This is a genomic window from Bacillus sp. 1NLA3E, assembly GCF_000242895.2.
Lineage (GTDB): Bacteria > Bacillota > Bacilli > Bacillales > Cytobacillaceae > Bacillus_BU.
Genome location: NC_021171.1, coordinates 1,561,421 through 1,587,926 on the forward strand (window position 1 = coordinate 1,561,421; position 26,506 = coordinate 1,587,926).

21 protein-coding genes and 3 pseudogenes are annotated in these 26,506 nt (G+C 36.9%); 22 read left to right on the plus strand and 2 right to left on the minus strand.

Annotated features, from left to right (window positions below; genetic code table 11):
• Window positions 1-67 precede the first annotated feature (67 nt).
• The 16 genes and pseudogenes from pflB (at window position 68) to B1NLA3E_RS07645 (ending at window position 16,965) form a co-directional block, all read left to right on the plus strand.
• Window positions 68-2,293: a formate C-acetyltransferase gene (pflB, locus tag B1NLA3E_RS07575; protein WP_015593252.1), complete on the plus strand. Its 2,226-nt coding sequence runs from the start codon at window positions 68-70 to the stop codon at window positions 2,291-2,293.
• A gap of 63 nt (window positions 2,294-2,356) precedes the next feature.
• Window positions 2,357-3,097, plus strand: a complete 741-nt coding sequence (gene pflA, locus B1NLA3E_RS07580) for a pyruvate formate-lyase-activating protein (protein WP_041580379.1) — start codon at window positions 2,357-2,359, stop codon at window positions 3,095-3,097.
• Between the two features lie 642 nt (window positions 3,098-3,739).
• On the plus strand, window positions 3,740-3,916 hold the full coding sequence (yppF, locus tag B1NLA3E_RS23765; RefSeq protein ID WP_083935062.1) for a YppF family protein: 177 nt from the start codon (window positions 3,740-3,742) through the stop codon (window positions 3,914-3,916).
• 556 nt (window positions 3,917-4,472) lie between these two features.
• Window positions 4,473-5,437 (plus strand): annotated as a pseudogene (locus B1NLA3E_RS07585) (diflavin oxidoreductase); the annotation flags it as partial.
• A 250-nt stretch (window positions 5,438-5,687) separates the two neighbouring features.
• Window positions 5,688-5,909, plus strand: coding sequence for an uberolysin/carnocyclin family circular bacteriocin (locus tag B1NLA3E_RS07590; RefSeq protein ID WP_015593254.1), 222 nt, complete (start codon window positions 5,688-5,690; stop codon window positions 5,907-5,909).
• Between the two features lie 104 nt (window positions 5,910-6,013).
• Window positions 6,014-7,723 (plus strand): hypothetical protein, encoded by a 1,710-nt coding sequence (locus B1NLA3E_RS07595; RefSeq protein ID WP_015593255.1) that lies wholly within the window; start codon window positions 6,014-6,016, stop codon window positions 7,721-7,723.
• Window positions 7,720-8,259: a stage II sporulation protein M gene (locus B1NLA3E_RS07600; protein WP_015593256.1), complete on the plus strand. Its 540-nt coding sequence runs from the start codon at window positions 7,720-7,722 to the stop codon at window positions 8,257-8,259. The genes B1NLA3E_RS07595 and B1NLA3E_RS07600 overlap by 4 nt, the downstream gene beginning before the upstream one ends.
• Before the next feature lie 11 nt (window positions 8,260-8,270).
• Complete coding sequence (locus B1NLA3E_RS07605) at window positions 8,271-8,918, plus strand: ATP-binding cassette domain-containing protein (RefSeq protein ID WP_015593257.1); 648 nt, start codon at window positions 8,271-8,273, stop codon at window positions 8,916-8,918.
• A 36-nt stretch (window positions 8,919-8,954) separates the two neighbouring features.
• Window positions 8,955-9,236: a hypothetical protein gene (locus B1NLA3E_RS07610; RefSeq protein WP_041580380.1), complete on the plus strand. Its 282-nt coding sequence runs from the start codon at window positions 8,955-8,957 to the stop codon at window positions 9,234-9,236.
• Between the two features lie 1,404 nt (window positions 9,237-10,640).
• Window positions 10,641-11,078: a hypothetical protein gene (locus tag B1NLA3E_RS07615; protein ID WP_015593258.1), complete on the plus strand. Its 438-nt coding sequence runs from the start codon at window positions 10,641-10,643 to the stop codon at window positions 11,076-11,078.
• 1 nt (window position 11,079) lies between these two features.
• Window positions 11,080-11,748 carry a PspA/IM30 family protein gene (locus B1NLA3E_RS07620; RefSeq protein WP_015593259.1) on the plus strand — a complete coding sequence of 223 codons (669 nt, stop codon included), beginning with the start codon at window positions 11,080-11,082 and terminating at the stop codon, window positions 11,746-11,748.
• Window positions 11,749-11,827: 79 nt separating this feature from the next.
• A complete protein-coding gene (locus B1NLA3E_RS07625; RefSeq protein ID WP_015593260.1) occupies window positions 11,828-12,475 on the plus strand; it encodes a M50 family metallopeptidase in 648 nt (215 codons plus the stop codon).
• A 38-nt stretch (window positions 12,476-12,513) separates the two neighbouring features.
• Entirely contained in the window at window positions 12,514-13,188 is a 675-nt protein-coding gene (locus B1NLA3E_RS07630; RefSeq protein WP_015593261.1) for a response regulator transcription factor, read from the plus strand.
• Window positions 13,178-14,590 carry a sensor histidine kinase gene (locus tag B1NLA3E_RS07635; protein WP_015593262.1) on the plus strand — a complete coding sequence of 471 codons (1,413 nt, stop codon included), beginning with the start codon at window positions 13,178-13,180 and terminating at the stop codon, window positions 14,588-14,590. The genes B1NLA3E_RS07630 and B1NLA3E_RS07635 overlap by 11 nt, the downstream gene beginning before the upstream one ends.
• Window positions 14,591-14,796: 206 nt before the next feature.
• Complete coding sequence (locus B1NLA3E_RS07640) at window positions 14,797-15,618, plus strand: DUF4405 domain-containing protein (protein ID WP_015593263.1); 822 nt, start codon at window positions 14,797-14,799, stop codon at window positions 15,616-15,618.
• A 306-nt stretch (window positions 15,619-15,924) separates the two neighbouring features.
• Window positions 15,925-16,965: an IS30 family transposase gene (locus B1NLA3E_RS07645; protein WP_015593264.1), complete on the plus strand. Its 1,041-nt coding sequence runs from the start codon at window positions 15,925-15,927 to the stop codon at window positions 16,963-16,965.
• A gap of 239 nt (window positions 16,966-17,204) precedes the next feature.
• Here the strand turns inward: B1NLA3E_RS07645 and tnpB are convergent, their stop codons facing one another.
• Window positions 17,205-18,380, minus strand: a complete 1,176-nt coding sequence (gene tnpB / locus B1NLA3E_RS07650) for an IS200/IS605 family element RNA-guided endonuclease TnpB (RefSeq protein ID WP_015593265.1) — start codon at window positions 18,378-18,380, stop codon at window positions 17,205-17,207.
• A 220-nt stretch (window positions 18,381-18,600) separates the two neighbouring features.
• On the opposite strand from tnpB, the gene B1NLA3E_RS07655 reads away from it, so the two are divergent.
• Both B1NLA3E_RS07655 and B1NLA3E_RS23770 read left to right on the plus strand, forming a co-directional pair.
• The gene (locus B1NLA3E_RS07655) at window positions 18,601-20,649 is read left to right on the plus strand and encodes a peptidoglycan D,D-transpeptidase FtsI family protein (protein WP_442852661.1); all 2,049 of its coding nucleotides are present in this window, start codon (window positions 18,601-18,603) and stop codon (window positions 20,647-20,649) included.
• A gap of 104 nt (window positions 20,650-20,753) precedes the next feature.
• Window positions 20,754-20,870, plus strand: a pseudogene (locus B1NLA3E_RS23770) (DnaB-like helicase C-terminal domain-containing protein); the annotation flags it as partial.
• A 345-nt stretch (window positions 20,871-21,215) separates the two neighbouring features.
• On the opposite strand, the gene B1NLA3E_RS07660 reads toward B1NLA3E_RS23770, so the two are convergent.
• On the minus strand, window positions 21,216-22,256 hold the full coding sequence (locus tag B1NLA3E_RS07660; protein ID WP_015593267.1) for a DUF3231 family protein: 1,041 nt from the start codon (window positions 22,254-22,256) through the stop codon (window positions 21,216-21,218).
• Between the two features lie 513 nt (window positions 22,257-22,769).
• Between B1NLA3E_RS07660 and B1NLA3E_RS07665 the strand changes: the two are divergent.
• The 4 genes and pseudogenes from B1NLA3E_RS07665 to B1NLA3E_RS07680 form a co-directional block, all read left to right on the plus strand.
• Window positions 22,770-22,948, plus strand: a pseudogene (locus B1NLA3E_RS07665) (GNAT family N-acetyltransferase); the annotation flags it as partial.
• Window positions 22,949-23,130: 182 nt separating this feature from the next.
• Window positions 23,131-24,030 carry a putative selenate ABC transporter substrate-binding protein gene (locus tag B1NLA3E_RS07670; protein WP_015593268.1) on the plus strand — a complete coding sequence of 300 codons (900 nt, stop codon included), beginning with the start codon at window positions 23,131-23,133 and terminating at the stop codon, window positions 24,028-24,030.
• Between the two features lie 16 nt (window positions 24,031-24,046).
• Window positions 24,047-24,805 (plus strand): phosphonate ABC transporter ATP-binding protein, encoded by a 759-nt coding sequence (locus B1NLA3E_RS07675; protein ID WP_015593269.1) that lies wholly within the window; start codon window positions 24,047-24,049, stop codon window positions 24,803-24,805.
• Window positions 24,802-26,439: a PhnE/PtxC family ABC transporter permease gene (locus B1NLA3E_RS07680; RefSeq protein WP_015593270.1), complete on the plus strand. Its 1,638-nt coding sequence runs from the start codon at window positions 24,802-24,804 to the stop codon at window positions 26,437-26,439. The genes B1NLA3E_RS07675 and B1NLA3E_RS07680 overlap by 4 nt, the downstream gene beginning before the upstream one ends.
• The last annotated feature ends 67 nt before the right edge of the window (window positions 26,440-26,506 follow it).

Here is a 26,506-nt window from a genome sequence, read left to right on the forward strand (position 1 = left end):
AGTTGACAATCGAACGGAGCTTAAAGCGGCTCCGTTTTTCTTAAATCTCCATTAGAGGTGAGTGAAGATGGAACAATGGGAAGGATTCAAAAAAGGCCCATGGACAAAAAAGGTAAACGTTCGTGATTTCATTTTGAAGAATTACTCTCCATATGAAGGAAATGATACTTTCTTAGCACCAGCTACAGAAGCAACAAATAAATTATGGACCCAAGTGATGGAATTGACCAAACAGGAACAGGAAAAAGGCGGCATCCTTGATATGGACACCGAAATCGTTTCCACCATTACCTCACATGGTCCTGGGTATTTGGATAAAGAACTTGAAAAAGTAGTGGGAGTTCAAACAGATAAACCTTTTAAACGATCGATGCAGCCTTTTGGCGGAATTCGGATGGCTAAAGCTGCTTGTGAATCATATGGCTTTGAGTTAAGCCCTGAAGTTGAAAAAATCTTTACTGAGTATCGCAAAACACACAATCAAGGTGTATTTGATGCCTATACAAAAGAAATGCTGCTTGCACGTAAAGCAGGGATTATTACCGGATTACCCGATGCCTATGGCCGTGGACGAATCATTGGGGATTATCGACGTGTCGCTTTATATGGTGTGAATTTCTTAATAAAAGAAAAACAAAAGGACTTTAATAATACAAGTAATATAATGGCGGAAGATAACATCCGTTTACGTGAAGAACTTTCAGAGCAATATCGAGCACTTAATGAACTTAAACAACTTGGAACCAGTTACGGATTTGACCTATCACGACCTGCTCAAAATGCACAAGAAGCATTCCAATGGCTATATCTTGCCTATCTTGCAGCCATTAAAGAACAAAACGGTGCAGCGATGAGCCTTGGACGTGTATCTACTTTCCTTGACATTTATATCGAAAGAGATCTGCAAAATGGCGCTTTGACTGAATCTGAAGTACAGGAAATCGTTGACCACTTTATTATGAAGCTCCGAATGGTGAAATTCGCCCGTACACCTGATTATAATGAATTATTCAGCGGTGACCCTACTTGGGTAACTGAATCAATTGGAGGTATGGCTCAGGATGGACGTTCACTGGTTACGAAAAACTCTTTCCGTTTCCTTCATACACTTGATAATTTAGGTCCGGCACCAGAACCGAATTTAACCGTTTTATGGTCACCACGGCTTTCTGAAAACTTTAAACAGTATTGTGCCAAAATGTCGATTAATACCAGCTCCATTCAATATGAAAATGATAACATTATGCGCCCTGAGTACGGTGATGATTACGGTATTGCCTGCTGTGTATCTGCAATGGAAATTGGAAAGCAAATGCAATTCTTTGGTGCACGTACAAACCTGGCAAAAGCCCTGCTTTACTCCATAAACGGCGGTGTAGATGAAAAGTTGAAAATTCAAGTTGGACCTTCGTATCAGCCAATCACTTCAGAAGTATTAAATTATGAAGAAGTAATGCAGCGGTTTGATCAAATAATGGAGTGGCTTGCAGGACTATACATTAACACCTTAAATATCATCCACTATATGCATGATAAGTACAGCTATGAAAGAATTGAAATGGCTCTGCATGATACGAAAATTCTTCGCACCATGGCAACAGGTATTGCAGGCTTGAGTGTGGTAGCTGACTCCTTAAGTGCTATTAAATATGGTGAGGTTAAGGTTATTCGTGATGAAAATGGGTTAGCGGTAGACTTTGTAACTACCGGTGATTATCCTAAATACGGTAACAATGATGAACGTGTTGACAGCATAGCTGTTGAAGTCGTGGAGACGTTCATGCAAAAGCTGCGCAACCATGCAACTTATCGTAATTCAGTTCATACCTTATCCGTTTTAACTATCACATCTAATGTTGTTTATGGTAAGAAAACAGGCAACACACCTGATCAGCGTCGTGCTGGCGAACCATTTGCGCCTGGAGCAAATCCGATGCATGGCCGTGATATAAAAGGTACTTTAGCTTCCCTCGCATCGGTCGCTAAACTTCCATATAGCGAAGCAATGGATGGGATTTCAAACACCTTCTCAATCGTCCCAAAAGCATTAGGTAAAGAAGAAGGAGCACAAATCCGCAACCTAGTATCCATTTTAGATGGATATACAAATATAACTGGACACCACCTTAATGTAAATGTCTTGAACAGAGAGACATTAATGGATGCAATGGAACATCCAGAACAATATCCACAATTAACAATTCGGGTTTCCGGTTATGCAGTAAACTTTATTAAGTTAACAAAAGAACAGCAACTTGATGTCATAAATCGGACATTCCACGAATCATTGTAATGAAAACATTGGGGCTCCCCTTTTTAGTGTAGCTCCTGCTTAAAAATGAAAGGGGACATAAGCTTGCTTGGAAATATTCATTCCATTGAAACACTAGGGACAGTCGACGGACCAGGGATACGTTATGTTGTATTTACACAAGGTTGCCTTTTGCGCTGCCAGTTTTGCCATAATGCGGATACATGGGAGATTGGCGCGGGCAAACAGATGTCCGTTTCTGAAATCATGGATGATTTGATAAGCTATCTCCCTTTTATTCAAGCTTCTGGCGGAGGCATTACCGTAAGCGGCGGTGAACCTTTGTTGCAGCTTCCTTTTCTCATTGAATTGTTTAAAGAATGCAAAAAGAAAGGGATTCACACAACTATTGATTCTTCCGGAGGCTCCTTTCACCATTCAGAAGTTTATCTTGAGCAATTGGAGGAACTATTACAATATACAGATCTCGTCTTACTCGATTTAAAACATATCAACCGAGAAAAGCACATTAAATTAACTGGAATGACAAATGAACATATTAAAGAATTTGCAAGATTTTTATCTGACCGAAAAGTACCAATTTGGGTACGTCATGTCCTTGTTCCAACAATTACAGATGACGAGGAAGACCTCGAAAAGCTTGGTGAATTCATTGGGACATTGGAAAATGTCGAAAAGATTGAAATTCTACCTTATCATAAACTTGGTGTATACAAGTGGAAAGCCCTTGGGCTAAAGTATCCATTAGAACATATTCAGCCTCCTACAGAAAAACAAGTTGAATATGCCTATCAAAAGCTAACTGCACACTCCAAGAATATTTAGATTTAGCAGAATCGAATTAGGCAGAGACGGTAGAAAAAATTAATGAAGAAGACTCGCCGTTTTGCGGCGAGTTTTTGCTTTTAACAACGAATGTATTCTTCTTTGTATCTTTGTCTTAAATCATTTTCGTGTATTGGCATGAGATAATTGACTTTCGTTAGTACAAAACACACATAATGGCAGCTATAAATTTCTATCAATTTGTTTTCCTTGGATAATTTTTACTATTGACTTCTTGTATGGGAGTGATTACATTACTCTTGAAATAAACACAAAAAAAAAAGTAGGATAAAATTTTTTGCAGTATTGAAAAAAATAGGTAAGCTTTAAAGCTGCTGGTGAATATTGGTGACTATAACACAATATTGCCTAATAATTAAACATTCTCATGTTGATATGGTTGAGGTCAGGGGGGTATTTACCTTGTGGTAGTTTAAGCAAAGTTTTGTTTTTAATCCCATCAAGAGGTTCTATAAATCATAAAAGTTTGAAGTTCATTTTCATTATGACAAAAATAAATGAAATTATTGTAGAAAACTGTCGTAAGTTTGAATTTTTAAAAAACTAGGTGTGACAAATATCACGTGTTATACTTTTTATAGTAGTAAAATCGTATAGGATTAGGAAGAGGGGCTGATTTCTATGTTATTAGAAGATTTAATACAACGTTTTATGTCAGAGAAAAAACAGAATCCATTACATGTTACTGAGTTACATAATTATATTAAAAAAAGTTATATACTTGGAGAATTATGTATTGTTGAATATAAAAAGCTTTTCTTCGAACTAGACAAACGTTTTCCAGAATTATCTGCCTAATTAAACTCTGAATTGTAATCTTTGTATTTCACTTGTACTGAATTTAAAATACCAGTGGAACAAATCCTACAAGACCATTACATATTTAACCGCACAGTGATTTTTCACTCGTGCGGTTTTTTGGTTGTTTTTTTTTATAGATCTATTGAGACCTTGATGGAGATAGCACGTAGAGTCTAAATTTGGCTTACTTGGATCGGGAAAATATAAAACATTTGAATATTATACCTTGTTCAGGGTTAAGGTAAAACAGCTAAATGATCATGAGGATGGAATTATTATATCTAAGCAAATATCACTAACTAGAAAATTATTTAGAACCATTTGTATTAAACAATCAGCTCCTAAATTTTAAACAAGCGGAGTTGACGGCCTAAGACAGATTCATTTTTTCAAAGGGAAAAAATATCAAATTTGACTGATGTATTATTTGCAAGGCTAATATACAATAGTATGTATGCGTTTACTGTAAAAAATTGTGAGTTTAATAGAATACTTTTTTGAGGTGAAAAGATTGCAACAAACTATAGCGGATGACAAAAATACTGTAGCACCATATTCAAGAACAAATCCATTCCATGTGAAAGTTTTAAAAAATGTTAACTTAAATGGAGCTAGTTCTAGTAAAGAAACGATTCATATCGAGTTTTCATTAGAAGGATCAGGACTTTCCTATGTGCCAGGTGATGCCCTTGGCATTAATCCTAAAAATGATCTGGAACTCGTATCTTCTCTAATTAAAGAAATGAATTGGAATCCAGAATTGGAAGTGACGATTAATAAGCAAGGGGCGAAACACTTCCATTAAGCGAAGCGTTAACAGCCTATTTTGAAATTACTTTGTTATCGAAAAAGCTATTGCAGCAGGCTGCAGAATTAACAGAAAATGAAGAGCTACATAAGCTTTTGTTAGTAGAAAACGCAAGCCAGTTAAAAGAATATTGCTCTAGACGGGATTTACTAGATATGATACAAGATTTTGGTCCATGGAAGGCTTCTGCTCAAGAATTTGTTTCTGTGCTAAGAAGAATGACGCCACGCCTTTATTCGATTGCAAGCAGCGTAAGTGCTCACCCAGGTGAAGTGCATCTAACAATCGGTGCTGTAAGATATACAGCGCACGGCCGTTTACGAAAAGGGGTTTGTTCTGTGTCAGTTGCAGAACGTATTCAAGCAGGAGATACCCTCCCAGTATTTGTTCAGCCAAATAAGCACTTTCATTTACCAGAGTCAAGTGATTCAGACATCATAATGGTTGGTCCAGGGACAGGTATTGCTCCATTCCGTTCTTTTATTGAAGAACGGGCTGTAACGAAAGCAGCAGGAAGAACATGGTTGTTTTTTGGAGACCAGCATGCTGCATCCGATTTCCTTTACCAAGCAGAAATAGAACAATATCAAAAAGATGGGGTCATCACTAAATTAGATACGGCATGGTCTCGCGAAACTGACCAAAAAGTATATGTTCAGCATAAAATTCTTGAAAACAGCAAAGAATTATTTAATTGGCTCGATAATGGCGGATATTTCTAAATAGATGGATGAATTTCATACCGGAAAATAGTGAATTGAAACGATAATTTTGGTAATTATTATTTAAGTTAATATTTATGATAGAAACACGATCGCATTCCCATATAAATAACATTATTACCATTTTTTACATTTTTTTGATTGAATTAACATTTTAAGTATTGTATAATGAGAATTGTCAAAAAAAGACAAATAGTCTAAATATTAGACAAAAATTGGATTCAAGGAGGATTTTGGAATGTTAGAAGCTATGGGATTTTTTGGTGTTGGTAAGACGCTGGCAACACAAATTGTTAATGTTGTTGATGCTGTAGGGTATGCAGCGATTGCGGTATCTACAATTATGGCAATACTCTCAGCTGGTGGACTAGCTCCGACTGCTGCTGCAATTGATTTTGCTATTATTTACATTAAGAAGAAAATTGCAAACAATTTAAAAGCTCAAGCGATAGTTTGGTAATTATTTTGCTAGCTTAATAGGTAATAGAAGAGATTTTTTCTCTTCTATTACCTATGTTTTAAAATTTACGGTTTTTATAGTGTTCAACGGAGGCCATAACAATTATGAATTCTTATAGCTTTATATTAAAAACCATCGTTCTCGACCAAATGCGTCAAGACTTTGCAGGAATAACAGAGCAATTGAAAAATAAACTAGGAATAAAACTTCCTGCTTCATTAAGTTGGATATTTTCATTACTATCTCAGAATATGCTACTTTTATTATTCGCATTTTTTTTTGAAAGCATTACAAATATTACTGTAAGAAATTTTATTGTTTTTGGGGTATTACTATTTAATTTTTTGCTTCCAAGTACAACAGCGCGACAACATTTTTCTAGAGTAAGCAGCAATCCATTAAATGACTTGCTATGGCAATCGCTTTATAACCGAAATCAACTACTGAATTTCGCTTTGATTTCTGAGTTGCTAATGTTTTGGTTACATGAATTATCGCTTGAAATAATAGCTATATTTGTACTTTTCCAAATATCACCTAATCTTATGACTGGAATTTTATTGACATTAGTTTGGATATTGTTAGTCTCATTTATTTATATTTCAAAATTGAAAAATCTAGTATTAAATACCTGGGAAATGAAAGTTGAAAATACAATACAAAGTGAAGTAATTTATTTCATAAAATTAATTCTTTCCTCATGCTTAATATGGATATTAAGTAAAATATTGCTCCTTCCATTAATAGAAAAGCCTATTGCAAACAATATTTATCAACAAGGCTTGGTAAAATCACTACAGTATTTTTCAAATACTGTAAAGCATATTTTTGTTATCAGATTTGAATTTATCAAAAATATTTGGACTAAGTGGTCTCATTCTGAATGGTCCTATTACATAATCGGTATATTTATTCTGATATATATAGGTATATATGTTTATTATTTTATTTTTCAGTCACCTAAGATAAACTTTATTTCCAAAAGGAACCCATTTATTTTATTAACTTCTCAAAACGCATTCTTTAAATTTTATCAATGGTTAAGTAGACGGATTTACCATAATAATCCATGGATACATAGAGATTTAGTCGTGCTGGAAAGAACTATTATCACATGCAATATACCACAAAAAATGTTTCTGTTTATGCCACCGGCCATATCTCCAATAATAGGATTTTCAATTTTTCTTATTGGAAGTTTAAATTCCTATTCTAGTTTCATAATTGCATTTTGGTTTGTATCTTGGTTCGTTGTATCACAGACTATTGGGATATGGCTAATGAATTATCCAATACTTCATCCTTCAAGTGAGTTAAGACAAATAGAATTAACTAAATTGTCTCCCCATTTGAATATTCAACAATATATGAGCAGTAAAAGAAAGTTAATTTATATTTTGTTGTCACCTGTACAAATTGTAACTACCATTATGCTTATACTGGGAGCATTGGTAATAAATGGATCTATTATTGAATTTATTATAGGTATTGTTGGTGTTTGGTTGTTGTTTTTTGTGAATGTTCTCGTCAGTACTTATTGGTTGCAGTTATGCAGTCGTTTTGATTACGCAAATATATTTATGATTCGTATGGATACTTATGAATCAAAAACATTACAATATTTTTTTACTATTCCAAAAAGAGCGATTAGTGGAGTTCTATTTCTTTTGTTTTTTATTGCAGTCTTTATTAAAGACAGTTTGGGGTTATCACTATTATATGACTCCTTTCTATTTCTGATTGCTTTAGGAGTATTTAGTTGGTATTTTTTCGTAAATAAAAAATATAAAAAAAAGATGGTATATAAAGCATGAAAAATATTAAAACCGAAATGCATTATGAATCTATTTGGTCTAAATATTCTCGAAAACTAATTCTTATATTGTTAGTTTTCTTTTTTTCTTGTTTGTGGGGGGCCGTTTTTCAAAGTCATAAGGTGCCGTTACCACCTAATCCACCAGATAATCATTGGTTTTATTACTTTTCCCATAATATGAAACAATGTCTTATTATGGTCTTAGTAGGATTTTTAACCTATGGAATTGGAAGCTTAATAATTTTAATCACAAATGGAGTAATGATAGGAATAGTCATTGAAATGATTATTCAAAATAACATGACTCAGGCTATTTTTACAGCATTTCTTCCACATGGTATTTTTGAAATACCTGCGGTACTAATAGCATGTCTTTACCCATTTATGCTTTGGAGTTTTTTAATCACCGCTATTAAAAAAAGAAAAGTGTCTCCAAAAATTGTTAAATTGGAAATTATTTTGCCGCCTTTATTAATGATTATTTTGCTGTTTATTGCAGGAATTTTAGAAACTAAATTTGGACTTTCTTATTGAGGAGTGTTGTTGTGCTAGAAATAAAAGATTTACAGTTTAACTATGAAAAGGATCAGGATTTATTAAGAAACATTTCTTTTACAGCCAATCATGGAGACATCATTTGGCTAAAAGGATCTAATGGCTCAGGAAAAAGCACATTACTTCGCATTATCGCACAACTTATTGATACGGAAATTGAAATTTATCTTGATGGGAAATTGATTATTAATAGGGAGGAGTTATTGTCTAATGTAATTTACATACCTTCTGAACCATATCTATTTGATTATTTAACTGGAGAAGAAAATGCAAGGTTTATACAACAATTATTCAATATCTCTCATGAGGATTTTAATAGCTTTTTCTTTAAAATGATAGAAAAATTTAATATGAAAACCGCATTAAAACAACTTGTTCAAGAATACTCTTTAGGAATGCGACATAAATTATATTGGTCTGCTTTTTTTGCGCGTAAATCATCATCTATTATTTTATTAGATGAACCATTCTCGTCCCTTGATAGTGACGCTCAAAAAAACGCAATGAATATACTAATAAATAAGGCAAAAAAAGGTTCACTAATAATTTTCGTTTCTCACCTTCCAGAAATTTGCAAACAAATAGCTACAAGATGTTTTTTATTGGAGAATGGGAAGATAAAAGAAACTGAATTATGAGCTATCCAATAATAAGCTATAAAGGATGATCATACCATGGATAATATAAAAAAAACGGTAGGAGTAACATCAGGATTAATCATGCTTGTCTGTATATTACTCAGTATTAAGATACCTAATAATCAATATTTAGGAAGTTATTTATTTGATTCATTAAAGCTTTCAAATTTTAGATTTATCATTATTATTATATTTTTCATATGTTTTTTTGTAACTAGCCAAACCTTAAAAAATGTCGAATCAATTCTTATTAACTGGGGAAAATTAGCCCTTTCTCTTTTAATGGGAGTTGCTTTTATCTCTTATATATTTTTTTAAGTAGTTTTAAATAAAGGGCAATATAAAATGAGCTTGACCAAATGAATGTCAGAAATATATTTTAAACCGGTAATAAACTTTACCTAACTCACATCTTCATATTGTTTTACTGTCCTTCACGTCTGAATTGGATTAGTTGGAAAACCGTATGCGGGGAAGTCGTATGTTCGTGAGAGCATAGGAGGAGGTTGCCGTGGCGATTATCCCCAAAAGGACAAAAGTGAAACCCACAAACTACATTTAACAAGAAGTCCTGAATCTATTGATATTAAATAGTTTCAGGACTTCTTTGTTCTATATATTAACTATATTGACAAAAAAAATCAGTCTACAAGGTGGTCTTTCATTCGTTTTTCTAATGTCTTAACCGCATTGTTTTTCATATTTGTAGCAGAAACATGGGGACGGTTCGTGCGCCACGAAGGGCGCATCATATAGTGGGTGGGACTCCCACTGAGAAAGATTTAGCAAATCACTCATAGCGAGTCTTGGACAACACAGGGTAACCGGTGTTGTTAAGCGTAGACAGCAAGCTAGTAGGCCGAAAGCGAAAGTTGAAGGGATTGAGCCTCGGAATCCCAATCGGGAAGGTTGATACTTTGAACCGAGTAGAAAACAACACTACTTTAGTCGTTATGCGAGAATATAGTAGCTTCCCCGGGGTCAGTGACCATGGCATGCTAGACACAGTTATGATGCGTCAACGTGGGAGACCCTAAGTGCTCTTTACCCAGAGAAAGTAAGACTAACAAGCGATAACAAAGTGAGGAGGTCTAATGCCTTAGGGAGTCAGATTACTGCATAGTACTGTTGAAGCAGGGTAATGCCTGTGGAGGGAAGGCGGTAACTGAGCCTTGCTCTAAAAAGAATTTCTCCCTAAGTTTCTAAACCTTTGAAGACCCATGCTATCCCCAAAATGTATCACCTTCTTATAAGAATATATATCGTTCATTGTAGTTTATATCACTAATGAGGAGCCTGATTAGTATTCCACCAAATTTTTCTTGTAAAATTTTAGGGATTTATAATTTTTAAAAAATAGGCTGTGTTAAAGCTCAATGTTGATTTATTGCACAATGTGATTGGAGTGGAAGGCGCGAAGACTCCTGCGGGAGCAGTGGAACAGGTGAGACCCCACAGGCCGCTTAAGCGCCGAGGAGGCTCACCGCCCGCCCCTAAGGTGCGCGAGTGCCTGGAACGGAAATCAACATTCTAGTTTAACAGAGCCTAAAAATAAGAGACTAGTTCCCGAACTCTCAGGGATAAAAAAAACGCCAGTATATCAGAGGCCTCGCGCTTTTGTCCGTTTTTTTTATCACGGGAAAATCCTATTTTCTTTTCACCAAGTTTTCACCATTCTCTTATAAACTTCTAACTATCAACTAATGAAAGGAGGAAAAAGATATGAAAAAGAAAAAAGTTTTACTTTGGGGTGTAATCTTTGCTGCAGTGATTTTTGTGTTTAATTTAGTTCACGGTCTTTTTGATGGCCACCGAGAATTTGCAGGCGGGCAGCGAGGACTCGGCCATGGACAAGCTGGAATGGGACAAGCCGGAATGGACAAAGCAAGTGGTTTTGGTCAACATGGCGGGTTTGGCGGCCACCACCAGTTAATGAACGGTTCTTTTCATGGAGAAAGTTTCCCCTGGTTGGCACTTCTGATTGGACTAGTTGTTCTAGTTCTTTTAGTAAGATGGTTGAGAAAAAGAGCAAAAGCAACTTCTATGAACCAGTTTATTGACACAAGTATTGTCAGCACACAAACACCGATCATTTCACAAAATGCAAGCATCTTAGATCAATGGGAAAAAAATGTGACCAATAAAAAGGAGACTGAATAATATGGGGATTTTTAGAAGAATTAAAACGTTAACAATGGCTGAAATTAATGGATTATTGGATGGAATCGAAAACCCGATTGCGATGCTCAATGAATATTCCAGAGAAATGGAGCTAGAAATTGAAAAAGGGCAAAAAGCATTAGCCAGACAAATATTTGTTGAAAAGAAACATGAGACCCTTATTTCTGAAACGAAAGCATTAGTAGAAAAAAGAACACGCCAGGCAAAGCTTGCTCTTGAGCAGGGTGAAGAGGCAATGGCTAAATTGGCTATCCAAGAAAAACTTACTAATGAAAAGCAATTAGGCCTTTACCAAGAACAATATGAGTCTATTCAAAAGCAAACACAAATCCTTTTGGAAAAATTAGAGCAGTTAAAAGAAACGTTTTATCAATTGCAACAAAAGAAAATCCTTTTAGCTTCAAGGGCCAATGTGGCACAGTCGATTAAACAAATTCAGAAAGCAACGGTTTCCTTTCAAACGGACTCAATTGCTAGAGGTATTGCCCGAGCAGAAGATCACATCTTAATGATGGAGGCAGAGGTACAGGCCGGAAACCAATTTTCTGCTCCTTTAGTCCAGTTACCTATAGGGAACCAAAATTCGATCAGTGATGAAGAAGTAAATTCGGAACTTGAAAAGCTTAAGGGTGAAAAAGTAGGAATCTAATTGATAGCTGCAATTGAAAGGAAGCATCCCAGAAGTTTGGTGCTTCCTTTTATCCTATCGTATTAAAAGGGGTTTAATCATGAACATTAAGATGCTTATTCTTATCTATTTTGTTATCTCTTTGGTGGGAAGTCGACTTCCATTTGTTAGGGTGTATCTATCACATTGTCACACCCTGTTAAACAAAATGATCCGGGTATGCCTAGAAGGGCATAGGACCAACAAAATCAAGCTGTATAAAGATGGAACTGGGGTAACGACCAGCCCTCCTCATTCCTTTTTCAAGGATACCCTCCTTTCTTATCTAGGAAATACTGGTGCCTTACTAGCATCCATAGGTTTATATTATTTAGTGGCGAAAGGAAACTATCGTTTGGTGGTTTATCTATTTATTGGTACGCTACTCCTTTCTCTGTTATTATGGATTCGTAATATTTTTGGTGTGATTTGGGCCGTTTCATTCGTTTCGTTGCTAATCATCCCAATCTTTTTCAGCTATGAGATTGCTTTCGTGCATATTAGTATTTTTCTAACCTCCGTTGTTTTTTCACACTCCATTCTGAATGCCATCCAAGTCTTCACAAGGAGTGTTCTAAACGATGATACACTCGCAAAAAAATCTTTATTTTCAAAAGGAAAAAAGCTCTCCCTATTGGTCCTAGGGTTCATTCTACTAGGGCAATCACTTTATGGTGGCTTTTATATTTTTAATAATTTTTTAAGTTAGTCATCAACGAGACTAGAATTTTGAAGGAGCGCTTTCCCATGAATATTTTATTAGCAGAAGATGATGTACGTCTCGGGGAGTTAATTGTATATATGCTAAAAAAGAAGGGCAGTTACAATGTTGAATGGGTGATGGAGGGAGAAGATGCTTATTATTATGCGACTTCTGCCCACTATGATGTCATCATCATGGATTGGATGATGCCAAATGGGACTGGAGTGGAAATCTGCAGTCGATTAAGAAAACAAGGATACGCGGGAGCCATCCTTATGTTAACGGCTAAAGATGCTGTCCAGGATCGGATTGAAGGTTTGGATTCCGGTGCAGATGATTATCTTGTAAAACCATTTGAAATAGATGAGCTATTGGCCCGTTTACGTGCGGTAAGCCGCCGAAACTATGCCCCAATTATAGAAAAGGAAATCAAGGTACATGGTTTGATTCTAAATCGAATGAGCCACAGTGTACGTTGTGGAGAGGTGACCATCCAATTAAGTCCTAGGGAATTTCAGCTTTTGGATTTGTTTATCCAGAATAAGGGTCAAGTATTGCCAAGGGAAATTATTCTTGATCGTATTTGGGGAGGGGATTCAGAGGTTGCTTCCAAGACAATTGATGCAACCGTGAAATTAATCCGAAAAAAACTAGGATTTGTTGGAAAACAAGATTTGCTTCAAAGCGTTAGAGGGGTGGGGTACCGACTTGAACAATAAGCTAGGCTTATTCTTTCGAACCATTTCAAACTTGGGGGAGAAGGATGTTTTTAAAAATACCCAAGGCCGTTTGACCCGGTTGTATAGTGGGATTCTTATGTTATTTCTTATTCTTTTTATGGTCATTGTTTACTCCGTCCTTTATGTTGTCATTTTAAACAATCAGGAACGAGAACTTCGATCTTTAGCCGATCAAGAAGCAACATTTATGGAGAGCTATTTATTGAAAAATGCACGGAGTAGCCTCCAAGAAGTGCAGGATCAAGAGGTTGTTTTTGCCGGAGCCAATCAATTTTTTTACTATATTGTCAATTCGCAGGGACAAATTATTTTGGGCAACGAAGCGGATCCCCGGGTACATCAAGAATTATTTGGCCTGGTAAAGAAAAAACTCTCTGCAAATCAACAGATTATGAAACAAACCATTCAATTGGGGAGAAATCATAATCAAGGGGGAAAAGGGGAATTTCGTCCGCGTGAGGAACCGCACGATATCCGTCTTCTCATTGCTAGTGAGCCGATCTATGTTAAAAATCAATATATTGGACAGCTTTATATTGGGAAAGACATATCCTTTGTCTATCAGTTATTATATTGGCTGTTAATCATTTTAACCGCAATCGGTATTGTGTTTTTTGGGGTAGCTTTATATATTAGCTTTGTCATGTCAAAAAGAGCCATGGTTCCCATCAGTGCGGCATTTACAAGACAGCGTGAATTTGTCGGTGACGCCTCCCACGAGCTGCGAACACCATTAAGTGTTTTGTTATCCTCTATTGATGCGATGGAAATGACGATTGAGCCACAAAAGGAAGATTTTGTAGGGAAACTTTTTTCGAACATGAGACAAGAAGTAAAAAGAATGACGAACCTAGTGAGCGATCTATTAACACTAGCCCGTTCAGATTCAAATACAATTGAGCTAAAAACTGAAAGATTCGATTTTGGCCAACTAGGGGAAAAGACAGTTGAGTCTATACGCCCTTTGGCTGATTCAAAGGAGATCTCGCTTAACTTGAATGCCCCAGTTGTTTTACCTGTTATCGGAGACTCGCAAAGATTATCACAGCTATTATATATTCTTTTAGATAATGCGATTAAATACACTCCAAATGGAGGGAATGTTAAGTTGTATCTTTCACAGGAAGGAAATTTGTTGGTTATTAATGTACAGGATAATGGCCTCGGAATTGATGCCAAGGACCTTCCCTTTATATTTGAAAGATTCTATCGTGCTGATAAATCTCGAGCCCGCCAAATGGGTGGTCATGGATTAGGGCTTTCCATCGCGAAATGGATTGTTGAAACCCATAAAGGAACGATTAGAGTGAGCAGTAATATAGGAAAAGGCAGTACATTTACAGTTAACCTCGCTATTATGGATGAATCGACCAATGTTTAATAGTCAATAACAGGTGCTCAGATCCTCATGGATTTGGGCCTTTTTTTTTGACATTTGAAATCGAATAGAGGGGACAATAAGCAAATTATGATGAAACTTTCGTAAATGATTTTCACCAAATTTTCACCATCGGCTAGTAAAGTAACAGTTGTATCACAACACAATATTTTTCAAAATCAAAAAGAACAATGTTTGGAGGAAATAAATTGAAAAAGAATTATACAAAAATTGTACTGGATATACTGCTGGCCATTACTTTCGTGTTACTAATGAATCCAAGAGTGTTAAACGGTTTACCATTTCATGAAATTGCTGGTCTGATAATAGGAGTAGCGATTCTTATCCACATTGGCTTGAACTATCATTGGGTGATCAATACAACCAAAAAGATCTTTGATTCCAAACTTCATAGAAAAACACGATATAGTTATTTGCTAAACATACTGTTATTCATTTCGATGGCTGCAGTCATTATAACGGGTATTTTAATTTCGAAGGTCGTTACTCCAAGTCTTGCCATTCAAAATAGTCATTCGATTCGAGAAATCCATGGTTTCTCTGCGGATGCAACCCTTGCGCTAGTTGGTCTTCATGTAGGATTACATTGGCAATGGATACTGAGTATTTGTAAAAGGGCGTTTAAATCAAAGGAAGGAAAATTTAGAAAGGGTGTTTTGGCATCAGTCGTCCTATCAATCGCCATTTTGGCAGGCGGAATTCAATGGTTTTCTACAACAGCTCCTGCAAACACTGATCATTTCAAACAAGGACAAGTGCAACAAAGTGGGCAGTCTACGAATAATGGAAACACATGGAATACAACGAATACTACTCAAACACCACCTGATGAACGATTTCGTGAAGGGGAATTTCGTGGAAAAGAAGGGCACGGGGGTAAAAGCAACCCATTTCTTGTTGTTCTAAACTATTTTGCGATTTGGGCAGCAATCATCATTCCGACTTATTATCTAGAAAAGCGAATCTTAAGGAACAAACGAAAATCAAGAGATGGTCAACTTCAAAATTAAAAAACGTTTCAATCATATAAGTGATTGCAGGTCGTATACTAGATTTCAGCTTTTAACAAAGCCTAAATTAGGAAACATAGTATACTGACATCTCTGCAGAATTAACATCATTAGGAAACTTTCTTTGAATGGGCCCCTTCAATATAAGATGGGGTTTTTTAATTTGATATAACTGCCTCAAGGATATCAAAAAATAATAAAGGCTAGTTGTAAAATTAAATGCAACAGCTTAAAACGTGAAAAGCCACAGATAAACCGTGTATGATTAAGTCGACTAAAACAAGATCATAACGGGAGGTTTATCTAATGGCTTGCACTAATTCTAGCACAACCCTACGGACTTTCAAACACCTTACTAGTTTCGAACGTGGAATGATAGCTGCCCTACACTCACAAGGCAAGTCCATGCAGGAAATCGCAGTTGGCATAGGACACGATCGTACGACTGTCTGGCGTGAAATTAAACGTGGTACTACAACACAGATGCGTTCGGATCGATCCACTTATCAGGCCTACTTTCCGGAAACAGGGCAGACAAAGTACGATACAAACCGAATGGTTTGTGGGGCTAAGATTAAGCTTGATCATTCACTGGAATTCATCCAATTTGCTGAGTCGAAGATACTGGATGACAAATGGTCCCCTGATGCTGTTTGTGGATTTGCCCAAGCCGGCGGTCTTTTTCAGGGTGCTACTGTATCCACAAAGACTCTATATAACTATATTGAACGTGGATTCATCGCAGTGAGAAACATTGATCTTCCTATGAAACTACGGCTAAATACAAAGAAAAAGCGAATACGCGTAAACAAGCGAATCTTTGGTCGCAGTATTATTGAACGTCCTGCAGAAATCGAAGACCGTAAGGAATTTGGCCACTGGGAGATTGATACTGTCATCGGAAAAAAAAGCCTAGACGAAGCTCTCTTAACAATTACTGAGCGGAAGACCCGTAAAGAAATCATTATAAAGATTGCCTCTAAGGGAAGTGAGGCCGTAATTGCCTCGATTAATGAATTGCGAAATACCTATGGTTCTATGTTCTCTCGTGTATTCAAGACCATTACTTCTGACAATGGCTCTGAGTTTGCAGAACTCGTCCCTACCCTAATCAACGAAGACACAGATATCTTCTATACTCATCCTTATACTTCTTCCGAACGTGGCACGAATGAGCGCCACAACGGATTGATCCGTAGGTTTATTCCTAAAGGTAAAGCTATATCCTCCGTTGCGGATGAGACGATCTTGTACGTGGAGAATTGGTGTAACCGCCTACCTAGAAAGATTCTCGCCTATCGAACGCCTGAGGAATGTTTTCTAGAAGAGCTCGAAAATATTGCATAAGTCACGGTGAGTCTGAACTTTCATGTTTTGTTGCATTTAATATTGCAATTTACCAAAAAATAATAAATATTGTAAATTTAAATATAAAATGGAAATATTTTTAATTTTCTTTTATAATGGAGATTAGATTGGGTGTTGGTGAATTAAGGTCCATACTTGAACTACCCCTCCTTAACACCCTTACGGGTTGTTTGAAGAAGGGGATTCCTAAGAACACCAGTGTATCCACTAGTTATTGATTAGGCGATCCCCGCAGTCCCTGCGGATAGAAGTCTTAGGGCTTCGTTTTTAAGATTGATTCCCGCGTTAATATCTCGATTATGATGGGTATGACATTTAGGGCATTCCCATTCACGTAATCTGAGATTTTTAACGTCTTTGTTTTTGTAGCCACAACTAGAACAAAGCTGGCTACTAGCGAAGTTTTTTGAAACGGTTACCACTTGTCTGTTGTTCCATTTAGCTTTGTATTCGATCATCCATTTGAATTGTGACCAAGATACTTCGCTGATTGCTTTAGCAAGATGGTGGTTCTTTAACATGTTCGATACGGACAAATCCTCCATCCCAATAATGTCGTGGTTTTTGACAATCTTGGAAGATATCTTGTCCAAATAATCTTTTCTTGCATTCACAATTTTTTCATGAATACATGCGACTTTTCTTTTGGCCTTAAACCAGTTCGCACCACCTATCGTTCGTCTGCTCATAACTTTTTGCGCATGACCTAATTTTTCTTCTAATGAACGAAAAAACTTCGGATTAGGGTAAATCGTTCCATCCGAAAGAATAGCGAAATCTTTCAGTCCTACATCAATACCAATTGCTGAATTAGTTATAGGCAATTCTTTTACTTCTGATTCAGTAGCTAAAGAAACAAAATATTTACCAGAGGGGTTTCTTCTGATGGTGGCACTTATAATACGACCTTCGACTTCACGACTTTTTGCAAAACGGACGTACCCTAGTTTGGGGAGTTTGATGTGGTTGTCTATGACAGCTATATTTCCGTTTGTATATTTTGTTGTATACGATTGCACTGGATTCTTTTTTGACTTAAAGCGAGGTTGTTTATTTTGCTTTTTGTAGTAGCGACCATAGGAATCAGCTAAATTTTCAACTGATTTTTGCAAAGCAATACTATCGACTTCTTTCAAAAAAGAGTACTGTTTCTTCAGTTCAGGTAGCGATTTAACAGTTTCAAATTTGTTTAAGAATTTGCCTTTCCAGTTATTCGCTGGGAGCTGACCGTTTTGTCTCATTTCTTCGACGATATACCAGTAAGCATCTTTTTCTTTTTGTTTACCAAGAAAGAAATTGAAAACAAATCTTGAACAGCCAATGGTTTTGTTAATCTTTTCAATTTGTTTTTTATTTGGGTAGATGCGGAACTTGTAAGCCTTGTTTACTAGCATATATTTCACCTCGCCAAACAGGAACGTTTGTTCTTATTATAACACAAGGAAGCAAGTTTTGGCTATCGCCAACCGACATTCATCCCCTCCCTACTCATTGGGCTTCGCCCTTCACATTCCTTGAGGAAGGGGTATTCTGTCGGAAGGATGATAAAAGGAAGTGTTCGATTCAGTGAATAAAAAGAAAAAGAAAAAAACACATGTCCCGTTTCGTTTAAACATGTTGTTTTTTGTTGTGTTTTTGTTGTTTTCAACTTTGATCCTTCGCCTTGGTATTGTCCAAATTGTTTATGGGGATGATTTTAAGCGTGAAATAGAACGGACTGAAGATGTCACGGTAAATAATCCAGTTCCACGCGGAAAAATGTTTGATCGGAGTGGGAAAGTGATTGTTGATAATATTCCGTTGAACGCGATTACTTACACAAAGTATCAAGGAACGGAGCAGAAGGAAATGTTAAAAGTTGCCCAACGGTTAGCAAAACTAATCGAAAAGGACACTTCAAAGATTCAGGAACGTGATAAAAAGGATTACTGGATCATGATGCACCCTAATTTGGCTAAAAAGAAAATTAAACAAAAAGAATGGGACAAATACGAAGCGAAAAAGTTGAATGATAAGGACATTTACAGGCTCCAGCTAGAGCGGATCACTGAAAAAGAAATGAACGGACTGTCAGCGGATGACCTTGAAGTGTTGGCCATTTTTAGAGAGTTTAATAGCGGATACGCTCTAACACCGCAAATTGTGAAAAATGACGGCGTAACAGACAAGGAATTTGCTGTTGTCAGTGAGAATTTAGAAAATCTTCCAGGAGTAGATACCACTACCGATTGGAAGCGAAGATATGCTTTTACTAATACATTAAAATCGGTGCTTGGCAACATTACCACCTCTGATGAAGGACTCCCGTCAGAGCAATTGGATTATTATTTATCACGAGATTATAACCGCAATGACCGAGTTGGGAAAAGCTATCTTGAATTGCAGTACGAAGATGTTCTTTCAGGCCAAAAGGCAAAGGTGAAAAATAACACCGATAAGGCTGGAAACGTGATATCTACTGAAGTAATTTCTGAAGGGCAACGTGGGAAAGATCTTGTCTTATCGATTGATATGGACTTGCAGTTACAAGTAGAAAAAATCATTGAGGATCGGCTGTCGGAAGCAAAAAAAATGCCAGGTACTGCTTTGCTTGACCGCGCCTACGTCGTGTTGATGGATCCACATACTGGTGAGATTTTAACAATGGCAGGTAAGCGAATTGTCAAAAATGAAGTAACCGGAAAACAGGAAATGCAAGATGATGCACTTGGTAGCTTTACGACATCTTATAATGTTGGATCAGCTGTTAAAGGTGCAACAGTTTTAACAGGATATCAAACAGGTGCTATTTCACCAAGGTCTAAATGGTTGGATACTCCATTGAAAATTAAAGATACACCGGTTAAAAAATCATGGACCCCTGGTGGTATGGGGTTGATTGATGATCTGTATGCATTAAAACGATCTTCAAACGTATATATGTTTATGACAGCTATTGCCATCGGAAAAGGTCATTATGTTGAGGGCCGTCCTCTGCCTTTAGATATTAAGGCATTTGATACAATTCGTAATTCATTTGGTCAATTTGGACTTGGGGTTAGAACAGGGATTGATTTACCGAATGAAACCGCTGGCTTTAAAGGGCCTAATGAATCAGGAAAATTACTTGATATAGTGATTGGCCAGTATGATACTTATTCAGCGATGCAGCTTGCACAGTATGTATCCACAATTGCTAATAAAGGTTACCGAATTCAACCTCATATCGTTAAGGAAATTCGCGAACCCCTTTTGGATAGTGATTTGCTTGGTCCGATTACCAAAGAAATTACACCAAATATTTTAAATCGGCTTGATATGAAGGATGAGTGGATTGAACGTGTTCAGACGGGCTTCCGTCTAGTTATGTCGGATCCACAAGGAACAGGTACCGGGACTTTTGGTATCAAACCATACAGCCCAGCCGGAAAGACGGGAACTGCCGAAGCGTTTTACGATGGCCCAGAACGGAAAAAATTCGGAAAAGAACCTCCAGAGACGATGAATTTAAGTCTAGTTAGCTATGCACCGTCAGATAATCCTGAAATAGCAATGGCTGTGCTAGTTCCATGGGCGTACCAAGGAAGTACAGATAATCATGCAAACTTGAAAATAGGCAGCGATACAATGGATGCCTATTTCAATTTAAAACAAGCTCGCGAAGCACAGGCTCAAATTCAATAAAGCACCACGCCAAATACGGAAAATGACAATACTGCTCAAACTACTGAGCAAAGCAAAGGTTGACATAACCTTTGTATGTCCTCTTTTTTGTGGAAAGTCGGTAGGATAAACGGCCGATGTTATCCGATTTGTGCGAAAGAGGTCAAATTGAACAAGATGCGGATGTAATTACATTCCTCTGCCGTGATGACTATTACCATAAAGATTCCGATTCAATTAATGATGCAAAGTAGAAGGTTAATCATTTACGAAATAACAGTATTGGATAACTAAAAGACTACGTTTCAATGATTTTCCTTTTACGAAATAAAAAAGCTGTCTCAATGACAGCTTTTTTTTATTTCCAAATATTGTTTTCCAACATCTTCATTATGAATTTCTCCTTGAAAACTTAGTTTGATTATTTAATTAAAATTCGACTGCATGTTAATCAAAAACTCTAAAAAGATGAACAACAATCCTTGTATATACTCGCGATTTAATAGCTGACCAAAACCCGGTAAAACAACACTCTAGAGAACCTTATCATTGGTTTGATCATTTTAGTTTTTCCCATCCAATCCAACTCACTTCTCATCACTTGCTAACTTTTCCCTGTCCGTTGCTTGTGGTGGTTGTTCCAACCAACCGTTGTCAATCATAATATTTGCACCATCTTCCGCATATGCGGTGATTTCCGTCAAGAGTCGAGCGTAATGTGTTCCCAAATCACGTCTAGGACTTTGACCGATACTCATACCATAATGTCCTATGCCCGCCATGTTCAATGCTGCAACATGGCCCATCATTAGTTTGTCAGAGAAGGGAGCAATGGTTGAATCTATGGGTAATGTACTCCATGCACTGGCCGAAGGAAGATATTCTTTACTTAATATCGAACCAAACACTTCCACATGCTTATCGGCAATATTCCTGCCCCTTACCATATAATCACGAACTTGTTCGGACTTGGCGACCTGACTAAATCCGATTAACAAAGTTCGACCTAACTGATTTTGAATTAAATTATAGTAAATATTAGCAATTTCAATGGCGTTTAAGGGTCTACGCTGAGTAACAAACCAACCCGCTAAGTAGCTTTGCTTTTGAACGTATTCCACCACTTTGGGTTTTGGAATGAAAGGAGATCTTATGAATGTCCCTTTTTTTAACATGATTTCAGTTGCCTTATTGAGCAGAGTTGATGATTCATTCAAACACTCCGTATAGTATTCACACATGTCCAAACGGGCTGAATTGGAAAGATTAATTGTATATGCCGTTAAACCAATTTTCCCGATATTTTGAATGTAGAAAAGATAAAAATCATCGGTAAACAAACGTGGCGCTTCGCTATTTACATCATGTTCAACTGAAAAACCATCTGGAACGGGAAACTGTTCTTCGTTAAAAAACGATTTCAATTTTTGTGCATGTGCTTGAGATGTCTGCATGGCATATTCAAGTACGGAACGAACTTCTTGATCCTTAACATTGGATAAAAAGGTTCCAATTGTACAGATTGCCATCGTATCGTTCATATAGGATTGCCATATGTTAGCTATTTCAGATGCAGATAATTCAACTTTATGTTCTGTTTGTGGAGAATCCGGGTTTTCTGTTTGCATGATCCATTCCTCCGAATTGGTTATTTGTTAATTGATATTGATCCTCTGCTTGTGGTGGTTCTTCTATCATTATTTCAGCAATCTCTACTTAATTAGTTGCATTTGAAGGTTTCTCCTTTGGCATCTTTGTATGTATCTCACATAGCAAACATATATAGACAAGGATAGAACATAAACTATTGGTAATTTGTTGCTTTGATTGCTTCTATAATGTTTCATTGAAGCTAAACAAAATCACAATGTTAAAATGACTATTCACATTAATGAGGAACTCCAAAAAAATAAAAACTATTCCTTTCACCTATCTTTAATTTAATATCTGAGCAAAACCTGGAAGAGCTATACTCCACAGAATAGCATCTACTTATATGTCATAATTATATTGTCCTTATAATTAGTTATAATTTTAATATTTACTACAAGAAAAATAATATGAAATAAATTGCTTATTTCTTCTTCAATGAAGGAGTGCGTTAGTTGAAGAAAAATAAGCAATTTACATCGTTTAGCCATCTAAAGTTAAATATGGTAGAAATTAGGACTGCCATAGAAAACAAAAAGAGTAGAAGCATCCCTGAAAGATTAGGATTCGTTAATGAGGGAAGTATCAGGCAAGCAGAATGTTATATGACCATTTTGTTGACCACATCGTTTATGGAATGTTAGCAATTGAATGGAATAAAAATAGATAACCTCCTTAAAGCTACAGGTGCTTTTTATCAGTATATAAAATATTAACCTATTGATAAAATCGATTAATATTCATTTTATAAATAGATAAAATGAATTTATAAACAAAATACATTTACCTATAATGAAAGAGGCTAGGTATTTTGTTCTATTAGCACAATAACAACTGAGGTGGGTATCTTAAATGAAAAAGTGGATTTCTACGATAATTCTCGTTATGCTAGTATTTTCTTTATCAGCATGCGGTCAGCAAGATAATAAATCAAATGAAGGAAAAAAAGAAACAAAAACAGATGAAGTGTTTAAAATTGGAGCTATTCCAGATCAAAATGCCACAGATCTAGGAAAAGGAATGACGGCGGTTGCTAACTATTTAAGTGAAAAAACAGGCTTAAAGGTTGAATTTGTTCCGTCTGTTGATTATGCAGCATTAGTAGCTGGATTCCAACGCGGTGAAATTCATATGGCTTGGTTTGGCGGCTTAACAAGTGTACAGGCAAGAAATCTAGTACCGAATGCAGAATCAATTGTACAGCGCCCACGTGATGCAGAATTCCATTCAGTTTTTATTACACAAGCGGATTCAGGAATAGCCAAACTAGAAGACATAAAAGGCGTTTCCTTTACATTTGGAAGTGAAAGCTCTACTTCCGGACACTTAATGCCTCGATATTTTATGATGGAAGCTGGCCTTAACCCAGATAAGGACTTAGATGGCAAGCCAAATTACTCAGGTTCCCATGATGCTACTTATAAATTAGTTGAATCCGGTGCGTTTAAAGCAGGTGCTTTGAATGAAGCTGTATGGGAAGCTGCTGTAAACGAAGGAAAAGTAGACACCAATAAAGTAAAAGTTTTTTATACCACTCCAGCTTATTTCGATTATAACTGGACAATTAACAGTAATGTCGATGACGAATTTGGCAAAGGAACAGCGCAAAAAGTGAAGGATGCTCTTTTGACCATTAACACCGACCAAAAGGAAATTACCGATTTCTTCCAAACGGATAAATTTGTTGAAACGAAGAATGAGAATTACAAAAAAATCGAAAAGGTTGCTAAAGATTTAAAGATTATTAAGTAGAAGGATGTAGACATAGATGTCTTCTAAAACAGTAATTGAAGCAAAAAAATTAACAAAACAATTTGGGGGGAAGATAGCCTTATCTTCTCTTTCTTTTGTTATCAAGCAGGGAGAATTGGTGGCCTTAATCGGACCAAGTGGCGCCGGCAAGACTACCCTTCTTAATGCCGTTGCAGGATTAGAGCCATTGTCGAGCGGTAACCTCCTCATTGATGGTCAGCTCCTTTCTGCTTATAAGAAAGGAAATGTCTTTGCAAAAAAAGTAGGTGTCATCCGCCAACAATTTGATTTAATCGGACCGCTTGCCGTCATTCACAATGTATTAGCAGGAAAATTAAATGAATGGGGAACCCTAAAGTCGTTATTCTCATTGCTTGTTCCTCAAGAAAAATCAGTGGCTTTACAGGCATTAGACCGAGTTGGACTTCATGGTAGGGCTTATGAAATCACCTCTACATTATCTGGAGGGGAACAACAGCGTGTGGCGATGGCAAGGTTAATGGTGCAAAAGCCTGAAATCATTCTAGCAGATGAGCCGGTCGCATCACTTGACCCAGCTAGGGCCGATGATATTCTAAAAATGATGACAACACTTGTGATAGAGGAAAATCAGACACTATTCACAAGCCTGCATTCTGTTGAATACGCACGCAAATATTTTACGAGAATCATTTCCTTAAAAAATGGAGAAATTTTTTTCGATTTGCCAACAGAAAAAGTCACAGATGATTTATTAGCTGAACTTTATCAGCTAAAGAGCGGTGAATTTGTATGAAAGTGATTTCTACGATTCGACTGCATAACCGTTTTTTTCTAACGCTTCTGCTAGGGTCTATTTTTGTTTGGAGTCTTTTTTCAATCAGATGGAATGAAGCAGACCTGCTCCACTCTGGTGGTGGATCAACCCTCCTGCAAATATTTGAGGGACTGATTCATCCTGATTTATCTCCTGAGGTCTTGGCACTTGGATTGGAATCAGCTTGGACTACCCTTGCATACGCGGTAGCAGGGATGTCTCTAGCTATAATTTATGGCTTTATCGTAGGGATTTTGGCCTCTGGTGTATTAACCACCAATAAAATGTCACGGCTTATCAATAAAGTGCTTTTCAGAGGAATACTTGGATTCACTCGTTCCATTCACGAACTGATTTGGGCATGGCTGTTTGTAGCAGCAATTGGACTATCACCTTTTGCGGCAATTTTTGCGCTTGCGATTCCGTATGGAGGCATCCTCGGCCGGATTTTTGCTGATATGCTGACAGACGTACCGGAAGCACCGATAAAAGCATTAAAGTCAGCCGGAGCATCAAAATTGCAAACCCTGATTTATGGTTATTTGCCATTGGTTTGGGCGGATATCCTCAGTTACACGATGTATCGATTTGAATGTGCGATTCGTTCATCGTCAATCATGAGCTTTGTTGGTCTTGGTGGCCTCGGCTATCAAATCCAGCTTTCACTGCAAGATTTAAGGTATGACCGCGTTTGGGCATATGTCCTTTTCCTAATTGGTTTGGTAGTTTTGGTCGATTTTTGGAGTAGTATTGTGCGAAGACCTTTTACAAATCGGAAGCGAAGTCGTGGTTTCAGTTCATCCTGGACATCAGCTGGTTTTGCTATTCTGCTGATTTTAGGGTCTTGGGCATTTATTACTATTAGTGAAAATGCTAATTTCTACGAGTTAGTTTCAGATAAAAATATTGAAGCTGCAAAACGTTTTTTTAGCGGAATGATTGGTTTAAATAGCGATAATCCCGCTTTTCTTGATGTCAGCAGTTGGTCCTCAGCGTTAAAACTTACCTTGGAAACCTTGGAAATGAGTATTATGGCGATTGGATTTGCAACCATCGCTGCCTTTTTTACGGTTATTCCGGCAGCTAGAAACATAGCTAATGGAGGATTAACCGGTTCAAAAAAATGGTCAAATTGGCTGATGTATTACTTTGTTCGTGTTATGTATATCTTTTCTAGATCGGTTCCTGAACTGGTTTGGGCGATGATGATTATATTTATATTAAAACCGGGGCTATTGCCTGGAGCTATTGCACTTGCTCTCCACAACTTTGGGATTCTTGGAAAGCTTTGGGCAGAAGTTATTGAAGATATGGATCCTCGCCCGATTCGTAATTTGACAGCTGCCGGTGCTTCAAAAATGGAAGCCTTTTTTTACGGAATACTGCCAATTGTTATGCCTCGATTCCTAACCTATATTCTCTATCGCTGGGAAGTCATTATGAGAACCACCATTGTAGTTGGATTTGTCGGTGCTGGTGGTCTGGGTATGGACTTTAAACTGGCGATGAGCTATTTTGATTACACTCAAATCACCTTATTGTTAATCTGTTATATGTTTCTTGTTATTATTGCCGATTTTGCTTCAGAAAGTACCAGAAAAGCAGTGAAATAGCCAATGAATAGATATTTCCTAGAAGAATATACTAAGGAAAATTAGTTGAAGGGGCTGTTTTGCGTGT